This window comes from Sphaerochaeta sp. PS (assembly GCF_032144095.1).
Classification (GTDB): domain Bacteria; phylum Spirochaetota; class Spirochaetia; order Sphaerochaetales; family Sphaerochaetaceae; genus Sphaerochaeta.
Window position 1 is genome coordinate 53,546 of record NZ_JAVSNJ010000006.1, and the last position, 13,371, is coordinate 66,916.

10 protein-coding genes are annotated in these 13,371 nt (G+C 52.6%); 5 read left to right on the plus strand and 5 right to left on the minus strand.

Translation table 11 applies throughout. The features are described 5' to 3' along the window. The first annotated feature begins 1 nt into the window (after position 1). From gcvT to ROJ03_RS07335, 3 genes are read left to right on the plus strand one after another with little or no spacing between them, the layout of a single operon-like run. A complete protein-coding gene (gcvT, locus tag ROJ03_RS07325; RefSeq protein WP_313726363.1) occupies positions 2 to 1,126 on the plus strand; it encodes a glycine cleavage system aminomethyltransferase GcvT in 1,125 nt (374 codons plus the stop codon). Continuing rightward, complete coding sequence (locus tag ROJ03_RS07330; RefSeq protein WP_313726364.1) at positions 1,123 to 2,436, plus strand: hypothetical protein; 1,314 nt, start codon at positions 1,123 to 1,125, stop codon at positions 2,434 to 2,436. The genes gcvT and ROJ03_RS07330 overlap by 4 nt, the downstream gene beginning before the upstream one ends. Further along, positions 2,437 to 3,324, plus strand: a complete 888-nt coding sequence (locus ROJ03_RS07335) for a hypothetical protein (protein WP_313726365.1) — start codon at positions 2,437 to 2,439, stop codon at positions 3,322 to 3,324. On the opposite strand, the gene ybaK is transcribed toward ROJ03_RS07335, so the two are convergent. From ybaK to ROJ03_RS07360, 5 genes are all read right to left on the minus strand, one after another. Further along, complete coding sequence (gene ybaK / locus ROJ03_RS07340) at positions 3,321 to 3,800, minus strand: Cys-tRNA(Pro) deacylase (RefSeq protein WP_313726366.1); 480 nt, start codon at positions 3,798 to 3,800, stop codon at positions 3,321 to 3,323. The two genes, ROJ03_RS07335 and ybaK, sit on opposite strands and share 4 nt — an antisense overlap. A gap of 87 nt (positions 3,801 to 3,887) precedes the next feature. Beyond that, positions 3,888 to 4,859, minus strand: coding sequence for an ABC transporter permease (locus ROJ03_RS07345; RefSeq protein ID WP_313726367.1), 972 nt, complete (start codon positions 4,857 to 4,859; stop codon positions 3,888 to 3,890). Beyond that, entirely contained in the window at positions 4,856 to 5,923 is a 1,068-nt protein-coding gene (locus ROJ03_RS07350; protein ID WP_313726368.1) for an ABC transporter permease, read from the minus strand. The genes ROJ03_RS07345 and ROJ03_RS07350 overlap by 4 nt, the downstream gene beginning before the upstream one ends. After that, positions 5,920 to 7,461, minus strand: coding sequence for an ABC transporter ATP-binding protein (locus tag ROJ03_RS07355; RefSeq protein WP_313726369.1), 1,542 nt, complete (start codon positions 7,459 to 7,461; stop codon positions 5,920 to 5,922). The genes ROJ03_RS07350 and ROJ03_RS07355 overlap by 4 nt, the downstream gene beginning before the upstream one ends. A 98-nt stretch (positions 7,462 to 7,559) precedes the next feature. Beyond that, entirely contained in the window at positions 7,560 to 8,657 is a 1,098-nt protein-coding gene (locus ROJ03_RS07360; protein WP_313726370.1) for a BMP family ABC transporter substrate-binding protein, read from the minus strand. A gap of 468 nt (positions 8,658 to 9,125) precedes the next feature. Between ROJ03_RS07360 and ROJ03_RS07365 the strand changes: the two genes are divergently transcribed. Together ROJ03_RS07365 and ROJ03_RS07370 are read left to right on the plus strand one after the other, a co-directional pair. Further along, positions 9,126 to 10,718, plus strand: coding sequence for a polysaccharide biosynthesis/export family protein (locus ROJ03_RS07365; RefSeq protein ID WP_313726371.1), 1,593 nt, complete (start codon positions 9,126 to 9,128; stop codon positions 10,716 to 10,718). A gap of 11 nt (positions 10,719 to 10,729) precedes the next feature. Then, positions 10,730 to 13,300, plus strand: coding sequence for a polysaccharide biosynthesis tyrosine autokinase (locus ROJ03_RS07370; RefSeq protein ID WP_313726372.1), 2,571 nt, complete (start codon positions 10,730 to 10,732; stop codon positions 13,298 to 13,300). Positions 13,301 to 13,371 lie beyond the last annotated feature (71 nt).

Sequence of the window (13,371 nt, forward strand, 5' to 3'; positions counted from 1 at the left end):
GATGAAACGCACACCTATCTATGATGTGTACAGTCACTACGAAGGCGTGAAACTGATCGACTTTGGAGGCTGGGAGCTTCCAGTCAACTACTCCAGTGGAATCCTGGCCGAACATGAGGCTGTCAGGACCAAGGTTGGCCTGTTTGACGTCTCCCATATGGGAGAGTGTCTGGTTACCGGAGAGACGGCAACCGACTTTTTGGACTACCTTTGCACCAATGCCATCAGAGGCATGCAAAAGGGCGAGGTCATGTACACCATGATGTGCTACCCCAACGGGACAGTAGTTGATGACCTGCTCATCTACTGCCGTGACCGTACCTCCTATCTTGTCGTTATGAACGCATCGAACATCGAGAAGGATCTTGCATGGATGCAGGATGGAGTCCCTTTCCCAGGAAAGGAGAGACCCACCATAGTAGACCTTTCCGATCGGACGGTGCTTCTTGCCTTGCAAGGGCCTCTTGCAGTCCAGGTGCTCACAAAACTCATTCCTGAATGCAGTGATATGCCATCATTCACCTATCGTTCCCCTTGTGCTGTTGGTGAAGTCATGTCCCTCATCAGCCGCACCGGCTATACAGGAGAAGATGGGTTCGAACTCTATTGCGCTTCGGAGGATGGAAAACTGTTGTGGAATACCCTTCTGGAGGCAGGAGTGGAAGAAGGCATCATCCCCTGTGGGCTTGGCTGCCGTGATACCCTCCGACTCGAAGCGAAGCTCCCCCTCTACGGCCATGAGATAAGCGACAGCATCACCCCCCTTGAGGCAAACCTCGGGGTGTTTGTGCGATTGGAGAAAGAGGATTTCTGTGGTAGGGATGCATTGGCAAAACAGAAGGATGAGGGTGTCCCAAGAACGTTGCGCGGGGTGGAGATGGTCGACAAGGCTGTCCCTCGCTCAGGTTGCGAAGTATTTCTTGATGATGAGCTGATCGGCTTTGTGACCAGCGGGACCAAGAGCCCGACCCTTGATATTTTCTGCGCCTATGTGCTGATCAGACGGGACATCAAACTCAAGTTTGGTGATGAGGTAACCATTGAAATCCATGGAAAGCGAAAGCGGGCGAAGCTGGTGAAGACCCCCTTTTACAAGCATGGGAAGAGATATGACGAAGAGCGATGATACGAGTACAAAGCTACGCCCCTGATGGGTTCATAGCCCTTGACAACTCAGCCTTGATCTACCCTCCTACCGAGGCAAGGTTCAATGCGAATACCTATCGGGTCTCCATTGACCTCAAGCAGGTGATAGTCCCTGAGATATTGGATCTTGCAGTACAAGAGATGTTGCAGCGCTGCTCCTATGCCAAGGTGAGCCTGCACAAGGGGTTCTTCTGGTATTTTCTCTCACCCAACCATAAAACCCCAATACTGCATGAAGAGGGATCCTTTCCCAGTGGACGTATCTTTCGCAAGGAAAACAACGGCTACCTGTTCAAGGTGCTCTACAGCAAGCATAGGATAGCCTTGGAGTGTTTCCATGCCCTCACCGATGGGTCAGGTGCATTGGTCTACCTGAAGATGATCGTAAGCGAGTATTGCCGGCTTGCAGGCATAGCAGAGTTTACCTTCAGCGGTGCCTTGGACTTTTCCAAGCGTCCGTCCAAGCAAGAGTTCAGCGACCCGTTCCAACACTTCTTTGACCCCAAGATTCCCGGGACCCCTTCCACTGGACGAGCCTATCACCGCATAGGGACGGGATCCTACGATGACAGGGTGAAGGTCATCAGCGCGACCGTTGATGCAAAGACCCTACGGGAGCGCTGCAAAAGTCGTGGCTATACCGTAACGGTCTACCTATGCTCCATTCTTCTCTGGGCATTGCAGGAACTCCAGAAACAGGAGGTCCCTGTCCAGAAAAGACGCAAGCCCCTCAAGCTCTCGGTTCCCATGAACCTCAGGAACATCTTCCATTTCGATACCATGAGGAATTTTACCCTCTTTGCGGTCCCTGGGATCGAACCTGCCTTAGGGGAATATACCTTTGAGGAGATTCTGCAGAAGATCTACCTTGACATGGCATTCTCCCAGGATCCAAAAAGGATCCGTAGCCAGATTCGCAGGAATGTGGGAGGGGAGCGTCACATCCTGATGCGTTTTGCCCCTACGGCCATCAAGAATCCCCTCTTCAAACTGCTTTCCGACTCCCTTGGCGATGACCTCTATACTGCAGTCATCTCCAATCTTGGCTATGTGAGTATTCCCCCGGAGCTTGAGAGTTCCCTTACCCGCATGGATTTCTACCTCTGCCCAGGGCAAATGAATAAAGTGGCCCTGGCTATCGTTGGCTGGAAGGACAAGGTTACCATCAACTTCAGCAGCTTTTTCAACACCGATACCGACCTTGAACGGTTGTTCTGCCAATTCCTTGTCCAGGATGGCGTTCCTGTTGAGATCGCGACCAACCGTTCTGACGAACATAAGGAGCAATGAATGGCATATTGTGTAATGTGTGGAGTCAAGCTTGAGGATGGGGCGGTTCAGTGCCCCCTCTGTCGGACAGAGGTCCTCCTGCCCTCCCATGTGGTCGAAAAGCCCGCTGAGCCGCTATTCCCTCATCCCTTGCCGGAGAAGGGGACAGGGGGTATCAGCAAGACCAGCAAGGGCATCATCGAACTCATACTCCCCCTGCTGGTTGTCAGCGAGGTTACCATAGCCCTTACCATGTGGTACTCGGGAAATTTCTCCCACAGCTTCATCCCCCTGTTCAGCACTGCAATGGCAGCCCTGGTCATAGCGATGGCACTCGTATCCCGGCACAGCTATGTTGCCCAGACTACTACCCACCTCATCCTGGTCTCCCTCTACCTGCTGGGCATTGACGGATCATCCGGCCCCTTGAGCTGGTCGGTTATCGCTGTAGGGGGTATTGCCATCTTGTGGCTCTATGCAGTATTCACCACAACCAGGACAGCGCGTACCTGCCCGTTGGGCAGTGCATCACTTCTGATGCTTGCAACCCTGGGCTATCTGGCCATGATCAACCTGGTTGTGGTAGGAAAGCTATCCTGGTTTTTCCCGGTAGCATTGCCGACATCCCTGGTGCTGTTCGCCGGTGTTGGGCTCTTTTTCCTTTTGTTCCTGACGCGGAAACGGACCAGGCTTCCCCTGGCTGACCTGATATTCTTCAATCTGATCGTGCTGTTTCTGACCTTTACCGCCCTTGACCTCTTTCTGAATCGGTATGGTTCAGGGATCTGGACCCTTAGCTGGTCGGTAAGCCTCTTCTCGGCATCAGTTGCACTGATGCTCCTGCTGATAAGCGTTTCGGTAAGCCGGCGGATCAGAAGGTTCTTTACCAGCCAGAACCGGCACAGTTAGGTAAAGTCAGCGAACGTTGCTTCAGCGGCCCGTTGCAGATCCTCGGGCCGGATCCTCAGCTGCAACCCCCGTTGCCCGGCACTTATGTAGATATGCTCATGCAATAAGGCAAGTTCTTCCAAGAACGTAGGGAAGTGCTTTTTCATGCCCAAAGGGGAACAGCCACCTCTGATATATCCAGTTGTGGAGAGCAGGCTATCCATCTTGATGAGCTCCATCTCCTTGCTTCCTGTCAGGGAGCGGGCCTTCTTCATGCTTACGGAAAACTCTGCAGGAAGGCAGAACACAAAGACCAGATTATCACTGTCCTGCATGACTATGGTCTTGAATACCTGTTCGCTTGAGAGCCCTGCTGCCTGGCTCGCATGCACGGCATCAAGATGTTCTTCATCCCACTCATAGAGCACTACCTCGTACTCGATCGAAAGGGAATCGAGGATCCTCATTGCGTTTGTTTTTTTTCCAGTATATGCCATCCCTGAATCCTATCCAAATCAATGGGTGTGTGCAAGGGCATAAGAAACGGGACCCGAAGGTCCCGTTGCTCAGCCAAGAGTGCAGGATTATTTGTCATCGATGGCAAAGGATGTTCCCAGTGCCGCAGGTGAGGCGAAGGAACCTTTCTTCTTCTGGTTGATGATGGTCATGGCAGTAAGAACCACCAGGGTGATAAGATAGGGTGAGAAGGCAAGGAACTGGGTAGGTATTACCATCTTGAATCCGGCAGCCTGCAGGCTGAACTGCAAGCTGGTGATTCCCCCGAAGATCAGGGTGCCGATGACAACCCTTCCAGGGTTCCAGGTGGCAAATATGACCAGGGCTATGACGATCCAGCCCTTTCCACCGGTCATTCCATCATTCCAGCTCGGGGTGAAGCTCAAGGAGAGGCATGCCCCTCCAAGACCTGCAAACATGCCACCGATGACGGTGTAGATGTAACGGATCTTGGAAACGGAGATACCCATGGCAGCAGCTGTCCTGGGGTTCTCGCCCACTGCGCGGACTACCATCCCATGCTTGGTCTTGTACATGAAGAACCAGGCAAAGGGGATGAGTAGGTAGAGTGCATAGGTGAGCAGGCTCACATCAAACAGAGCTCCCAGTATGGGAATCTTGCTGAGTGCAGGGATTGCTATGTTGTTGAACTTTGACTCAAGGTTCATACCACACAGGTTGTAGGTATTGGAGGCAGGTCCCAGGCGTTGGCCGAGGAAGTTGGCCAAGCCGGTTCCCAGCATCGTGATGGCAAGCCCGGAGACAACCTGGTTTGCCCTCATGGTGATACAGAGGAATGCATGCATCAGGGAGAAGAAAGCACCAACCAGCATGGAGACGATGATGGCAAGAAGCAGGTTTCCTGTGGCAAATGCAGTTGCAAAGCCTGTGAGGGCGCCCATCAGCATGGTGCCTTCCATCCCTAGGTTCAGGATGCCTGTCTTCTCTGTATATACTTCACCCAAGGTGGCATAGGTAAGGGAGGTTCCCATCGCTAGGGTAGCGGCAAGAAGTTTTGTCATGAAATCTATCCAGTTCATTTGGAACTCTCCTTATGCTTGCCTAGGACGAGCAGCTTGTATTCGGTGAAGATGCTGCCTGCCAGCAACGGTATGAGTATCAGGCCTTGGAGGACCTCACCCATTGCAGAGGGAAGCTTCAGCGTGATCTGCAGGGCATCGGAACCCGTATCCAGGGCTGCCATCAGGATGGCCACGAAAATGGAGGCGATGGGGTTGAGCCCACTCATCCAGGCGATGATGATTCCGGTGAAGCCATACCCACCGTTGACACCCTTGGTAAGCTGGTGGGTGACAGCAGCAGAGTCGATGACTCCCGCCAGGCCTGCGATGCCTCCGGATATGAGCATGGCCAGGATGATGTTCTTCTTGATCGAGACCCCTTGGCATCTAGCGGCCTTCTGGTTCTTGCCGATCATGTTCAGCTCAAAGCCCCATCGGGTCTTGTAGAGGACAAACCAGAGGATGGCTACCAGTATCAGGGCAAAAAAGACTCCTGCATGGACTCGGCCCCAGATCCTGGGAAGCCAGGCATACTCAGGATACCTGACAGTGCCCATGTTTCCCCGTGGGGCTTTCCAGGCGTTGATGTAGAGGTATTCTGCGTATCCTATGATGATGTAGTTCATCATGAGGGTAGCCAGTGTCTCATCGACACTCCATTGGGCCTTCAGGACACCGGGGATTCCTCCCCATATTGCCCCAAACAGCACTCCGACGACGATGCCAACCGGCAGGACCAGCCAATGGGGGAGGAAGGTCCAGAACTGCATGACCCAGGTGATGCCGATGACACCTGAGACATACTGGCCTTCGGCACCGATGTTCCAGAACTTCAGCCTGAAGGCTATGCCCACAGCCAGGCCACAGAGCAGCAACGGGACTGTCTTCACCAGGGTGAACTGGATCTTGGATTGGCTTCCGAACGCTCCCTTGAACATGGCCACGTAGGTTTGGATGGGGTTTGCCTTGGATAGGGTAAGGACGATAGCCCCTAGCAGGAAGGAGAGCAACAGCGAGGCTATCGGTACCAGTACGGTCATTTTTCGGGATTTGCTGTCCCGTTTCTCGAGGGCAAATCTCATATGCTCCCCCTTTCGACACCGGCCATCAACATGCCCAGCTCTTCTGTCTTGGCATCCTTTACATCCACAATATCCATGATTCTCCCCTCAAACATGACAGCAACCTTGTCGGCTACCATCAAGAGCTCTTCCAACTCCTCGGAAACCAAGAAAACAGCATTGCCCTTGTCCCTCTGCTTGATGAGGTTCTGCCTCACCGCTTCGGTAGCCCCTACGTCCAAGCCCCTGGAAGGGTAGACTGCAATGAGAATTCCCCCGCAGGAGTCAATCTCCCTGGCCAGGATGGTCTTTTGGATGTTTCCGCCACTGAGGAACTTTACCGAGGTATCCTGGGAAGGGGTCTTGATGGTGAAGGTTTCGATCAGGCGCTCTGCAAAGAGGCGTACCCAGCTTCGCTTGATGACCGAGTGGTCGCTCAGCTCGCTGGTTCGGTATTTCTTCATGGAGAGGTTGTCGCCTACACTCATGTCTCCGACCACCCCCATCCTGCCTCTGTCTGCTGGGATGTGGCTTACGCCGCTGCGGATGATCTGTAGCGGAGTCTTGTTGGTATAGTCCTTGCCTCGTATCAGGACTTGGCCACTGTTGACATGCATCAGGCCTGTGAGGGCTTCGGTAAGCTGCTGCTGGCCATTTCCGGCGACACCAGCTACGCCTAGGATCTCTCCGCCGCGTAACGTGAATGAGACATTGTCAAGAATGTACTTGTTTGTCCCTACGCTCTGCATCACCAGGTTCTTTGCTTCCAGCATGACCTCCCCCGGCTCATAGGCACCACGATCAAGGGAGAAGAGGATATCCCTTCCCACCATCATCCTTGCCAGGTCCTGTACCCGCTTGATGGAGGAGGTAGGACAGACGTTGACGCTCGTCCCTCGCCTGAGTACCTGTACCGTGTGGGAGAACTCCATGACCTCATCCATCTTGTGGGTAATGAATATGGCGCTCTTTCCTTCAGCAAGCATCTTCTTGAGGATTTCATTCAGATCCCTTGACTCCCCTGGGGTAAGCACCGCCGTAGGCTCGTCAAGGATCAGTATTTCGGCACCACGATAGAGGAGCTTCAGGATTTCGACCCTTTGCTGTTCCCCTACGGAGAGGTCCTGGATTATCTTATCTGGGTATACCTGCAAGCCATAGTGCTTGCTCAGCTCAGTAATGTTCTTTTTTATATCGGCAAGAGGCGGGACAAAGGGAAGGTCCTTCATTCCGAGGATGATGTTCTCGGCCACAGTCATGTTGCCGACCAACATGAATTCCTGGTGGATCATGCCGATACCCAATGCCATGGAGTCTTGGGGAGAGTGTATCTCTGCTAGCTTTCCGTTGATGAATATCTCTCCGCTGTCAGGCCTATACAGCCCGACCAGCATGTTCATCAAGGTGCTTTTTCCTGCACCATTTTCACCAAGGAGTGCCAGTACCTCCCCTCGGTGTAGGGTAAGGTCTACATTGTTGTTGGCCAGTACTCCAGGAAAATGTTTGGTAATGCCTACCATACGCACCACAGGCGTGTCGTCGGTTTCTATTTCGTGCATGTTGTTTCCAGTTGTTTATGCCCTCGTGGGAGAGGACTCTTCTTGAAAGAAATAAGGACGGGCGAATGCCCGCCCTTATCTGTCAGAGTGGAATGAACTTATTTCACCGAACCTACGACGCCTTCAACGAACCAGTCCATGGTAAGCATGGCTTCGTCGGACATCTTCTCACCAGCGTTCTGGCGAGCCTTTCCGGTGTTGTCCTTGATTGCGCCCCAGAACACATCCCATTTTCCGTCATGGATTTCAGTCTGCTTGGCTGCAATCTCTTTCTGGAATTCAGCAGGTACCAAGGGGGAGATAGGGGAGAGGTGAATCATGTCATCCTCAAGTCCGCCCCAGTAGCTCTGGCTCTTCCATGTGCCGTCAATGGCACTCTGGACAGCAGGGATCATGTAGTTGCCCCAGTTCCACATGGGGGAAACGAGCACGCGGTCATCACCGATCATGCTTCTGAAGTCAGCGTTGTAGCCGATGGCATACTTGCCGCGTTCGATGGCAGCCTTGGCAGGCTCTGTAGTATCCTGGTGCTGTGCAATGACGTCACAACCCTTGTCCAGAAGTGCTACTGCAGCCTGGCGTTCCAGGGAAGGATCGTACCAGCTGTTTGTCCAGACGACTGTGACGGTTGCCTTGGGATTGATCGCCCTGACACCAAGGGTGAAGGCGTTGATGCCGCGTACGACTTCAGGAGTGTTGAAAGCGCCCACATATCCGAGCTTGCCGGAGGGGGACATCTTTGCAGCAATCATGCCGGAGAGATAGCGCATCTGGTACATTCTTCCGAAGTAGTTTGACATGTTGGCGTTCTGAAGGTAGCCGGAGCAATGTTCAAAATATACGTCTGGGAAGTTTTTGGCAACGTTGAGCATGTACTGCTGATAGTTGTAGGAGTTGGCGAAGATGATCTTGCATCCTTCGTCGATCAGGCTTTCCATTGCCCTCTCACTATTCTCATTCTCTGCGATGCCTTCCATCCTGTACACTTGTACCTTGTCGCCAAAGTACTTCTCCATGGCAATGGTGCCTTGGTCGTGCATGTAGGAATACCCCATGTCACCAGGAGGGCTGATGTAGATGACCCCGACTTTCATCGGACCTGCGGCCTTAGGAGCTGCGGCTTCTTTGGATCCCTGTGCAAATGCAAAGGAAGAAACCATCAGTACGATCAACAAAAGAACAATACCTTTTTTCATGACTCTCTCTCCTTAAAAGATTGTGCGATAGGGGTGATACTACCCGAATATCTTGAACAACTCAAATTATACGGGACGTTCTTGGTGGTGTCAAAACAATAATGTCAAACATTTTCAGTGGAATACCGCAATATTTTTTTTATGTTGTGAGAGTTCCCAAATGATGAAACAAGGAATATACTTTTTCCCACAATTTGCAACAAAATGTAGTAAATATGTTCCTGTTTGACGGCAGATGCAGTTTTTATGCATATTTTTTGTTGTCTTGTCCTTTTTTCTGTTGTTTTGCCAGAGTTTTCTTCCAATGGCCTGATTGTATGGGTATGATTCCCTATGCTATGGGTAGTACATTTTCATTTTGATGCTTGCGTAGACTTTTACCATAGTGGTAGGATAGGATGAGTCTGAATACAAAGATTCATGGTTCAGCCGTTACGGGCAGTTGCCCATGAAAGGATTATCATTGATATGAATACCATCGCAAGGAAATGTTCGATACTTTCGCTCCTGTTGCTTATTTCGACGCTCTTGTTTGCTGCCGACGGTGCCGGGCTGGTTGTCCGATCCTCCCTTTTTGGCCCTGAAGCCCTCCCTTCTTCCCCCTCCTTGAAATCACTGAGCCTGCAAAGCTATTCCGACCAGCTTGGTCTGGAATCGGCCCAGGGTGAGGAGAGCGCCGAATCGAGGGTCCTGCGGGCCATCAGCAATGCTGCCTATCCTGTCACCCCCGGCGATACCTTTCGCCTGGTCTATCTTGATGGGCTGAAGACCATAACCGTCGATTTGCAGGTGGATGAGAAAGGATCGGTCACCATCCCTGGACTGGGGACCATCCAGTGCTCTGGTCTCACCTTCAGCCAGGTAAAGCAAGAGATCCTTACCATGGTGCAGACCTACCATAGCTATTCCAATCCCCTTCTCATACTCACCGGTACAGGAGCCTTCAGCGTCTCGGTGGTCGGGGAGGTGGGTGCAACCCGTGTTGTCCCTGTATGGGGCCTCTCCAGGCTCTCCTCGGTCGTCTACGGGGCAACTGCCTATGCATCAACGCGTGCTATCAGCATCCAGGGCTCCGATGGGTCGACCCATACCTATGATCTCTACCTTGCCCTCCGTAAAGGGGTGCTTGACCAAGACCCCCTGCTCAAAAGCGGGGACATCATAACCATACCCCGATCTGCAAAGACTGTGGTGCTTGCCGGCAATGTCTACTCTCCTGGAACCTACCAACTGAAGGCAGGAGAGGGCCTGAAGGAGTTGGTCTCCTACTATGGAGGCGGGGTACTCAGCCAGGCCGATGTGCAGAAAATTAGGGTCCAGCGCTACAATGTCAAGAACGGTGGGTGGGAAATGCAGTATGTTGACCTCTTCTCCGGAAAGGAAGAAGGGTTGCAGCATCTTGACCAGGTAATCGTCGACACGGTTGCACCCTCTGTGCGGACGGTAACCATTGAGGGAGCTGTTGCAGCGAGCGAGGTGTATGACAGCCTTTCCTCCACAGCCCTGGTAGGGACCTCCTCTGGAAGGATCTTCTACCAGTTCTACCCGGGTGAGAGCGTCAGGCAGATGTTGCAGACAATCTCTGCCCGACTGATGACTGTCAGTGACCTGGATGGGACATACCTGCTTCGTGACCAGAAAAAGATTCCTCTCAAGGCCCAACAGATACTCTACGCCCAGGATCCCAATGCAGATCTGGTCTTGGAAAACGGGGATACCTTCATCATCCCCTTTACCCAGCGGTTTGTCTCGGTCAGTGGGGCTGTTGTTCGCTCTGGTGTCTTTGCCTATGTTCCGGACAAGGGTGCCAACTACTACCTTGCCCTGGCAGGAGGACTCAGCGATGATGCCTCAGTTCCCACCTCGGTCAAGGTCTATGGGCCCAACGGGGAAAAACTGGATAGTGGAGGGGTGATTCCCCCGGAATCAACCATCAGGATTGCAAAGAATACCTTTATCAAGGACATAGCCCCAACAGTGGCAGTCATCGGTTTGGTCAGTTCCATCCTGGGAATCGTTGCCGTCGTAATCAGCGCCATTGTTGATTCGAAAAGTCTGTAAGGGGGGTATGCATGAGTCAGCAAGAAGAAAATCAGAGCGGATATAACCAACTTGACGGGGGCGAAGAGGGAATTTCCATTTCCGAACTGTTCCATATTTTCAGGCAACGCTTGGGTTGGTTTGTCATTGGGTTTGTAGTGGTCGTCGTTGCTGCCATCGGGTACCTGCAACTGGCCGTCCCCCAATATGAGAGCCAGCTTTCGGTCCTGGTCGAGCCTATCCAGAAATCCTCTTCCATCGAGAATTTTCTGGAAAGCAGTGCAAGCACCACAAAGATTGCGACTGAAGTGGAACTCATCACCAGCCGAAAGAACATAGAATATGCGCTTGGGACGCTCGACCTTACCTCCTATAAGGACGGGGACGGGCTTTCCTATGCCAACAAGGAGGTCCTTGGCGTGGTAAAGGATCGCATTGTGGTCTCTACTGTCAAGGATACCAATATTGTCCGCATAACTGTTACCGATGCGAACCCTGCGTTTGCCCGGGACCTTGCCAATGCCCTTGCCTCCAGTTACGACAATCTGCTCACCGGTATTGCCAAGAACTCCAAAACCGCCCAAAGGGAGTTTATCCAGTCACAGATTCCCATCAATGACCATGCGTTGCAACTTGCCTCCGATGCCTTGGGGGATTTTCGTGAAAACAGTGACATCATCCAGCTTACCGACAAGAGCTCCCTCCTTGTTGAACAGATCTCCTACTATGCTCTTCGTCTTGAACCCCTTCGCCTCCAGCTGGATGAGTCCTTGGTATTCATCAACTCCTACAACAGTGGGCTACAGGCTGCAGGGGTTGAGGGAATACTCTCCCTTGATGCCATACGAACTGACCCTGTCGTTGCGGCCAAGCTGGATGACCTTACAGCCTGGAAGACCGAGCTGACCATGTACGAGTCCTTGGTCTCTCCCTCTCCGGCACAGGCTTCCACAGCCACAGCCTCTTCCGGTTCCTCGCGCTCCTATGTGTTGAACAGTGCCATATCCCAGACCACCAAGGACCTCCTGGATAGGGTCACCGTCCTTACCCGCTCCTATGCCAAGGATGCCAATATCCAGGCCATCGTACAGGCCTTGACAACGGAAGTTGCAATCAATGTCCTGCATGCCCGGGGTGAGGTCTTTGTTGCAGAACTCTCCAAATTGCCGGTTCTTGAAAGAAAACTTTCCGAACTTGAACGGGATGTGCAGATTTCTGAGGCTATCGGCCTGAAGTTGCGTGATATGCTCGAAGAGGTGAAGCTGGTTGAGGCTGCCGTTACAGGAAACGTCACCGTAGTCGATCAGGCTGTGCTTCCCCTTCTTCCGGTAAGCCCCAACAAGATGCTGATCCTTGCCGTGGCCCTTCTTTTGGGATGTGCCATCGGGTTCCTGCTTGCCCTTGCTGCTGAGGCTACTGACTTCTCGCTTCGCACTGAGGCCCAGGTCAAGAAGATCACCGGCCTAGACACCCCCATGCTCGGTTGGATTCCCCTCATGAAGATTTCGCCTAAGGATAAGTATCCAACCCTGACAGTCTTTAACGACCCGCTTTCCTTTGAATCTGAACGGTTCAAGCTGGTAGCCAACATGCTCTATTCCAAGGTGGATGAGCAGGTGTTCTCCATCACCAGTTGTTCCATGGCTGAGGGCAAGAGCACCATCATCGGTAACATTGCACTCTCTTTTGCCCAGATGGGTAGTAAGGTCCTTATTATCGACGGAGATTTGCGCCTGCCCAGCATGGAGCGGTTCTTCCGCCTCAAGCACAGCGAGACTGGTCTGGTCGACTATGTGGTAGGACGGGCTACCTTGGAACAGTGCATCATCCAGCCGTTGGACAATGTCGAGAACCTGCACCTTCTTCCCCCTGGTGCCCCACCTCTCGTTCCCGCTGCCATTTTCTCCAATCCAGCCTATATCAAGATGATCAAGTATTTGAGGACGATCTATGACTTCATCATTATCGACGCTCCTCCCCTTGATTCGGCAAGTGAGCTGCTGGCAATCTGCAAGCAGGTTGATGGACTTATCACCACTGTCCGTGCAGGGGTTACCACAAAGGGAGCCCTTGCTGACCTGGTGGCAAGCCTGAAGACCGGAAATGTTCCTTTGACCGGTATTGTCTTCAACGGTGTCATTCCCGGCTCTACCGGCAGCTATGGCTACGGATATGGTAACCGATATGGTTCGTATTCTTCCCGGTATGCCTCATACGGCAATAGGGCTGAAGTAAAGAAGAAGCATGTTGGCAACAGGCGGAAGAATTCAAGCTGGTATCGCAGGAAGTATCGGCGTGACCTTGCCCAGCGAGGTCGCTCGGTAAATGCGTTGTATGAACCTGTGCTCGCCTTTGGCCCAGATGCCTCCTTTGCCACCCTCGATTCCTGGACTGGGTTCTCCATGTATAGCCCAATCTCCCAAAAGGCTGTTGAGGAGAGTCCGATGGAGAGGGAAAAGGTGGTAGCCCCACCTGCAGTGGACGTGGTAAAGGTGGTCGAACCAGTTGCCTCCACTTCCAAGGAGCCTATTGTAGCCGAGGATGCTCTCTTTGATAGCCTGTCGGCAATCGAGTCAGATAGTGATTCCAAGGGGAAAATCTAGAGGGTGAGGGCTGGACAGAGTCCTCCCTCTCTGGTACTGTTTTTTTCAGTTCAAGGGAGGAGAATGCCATG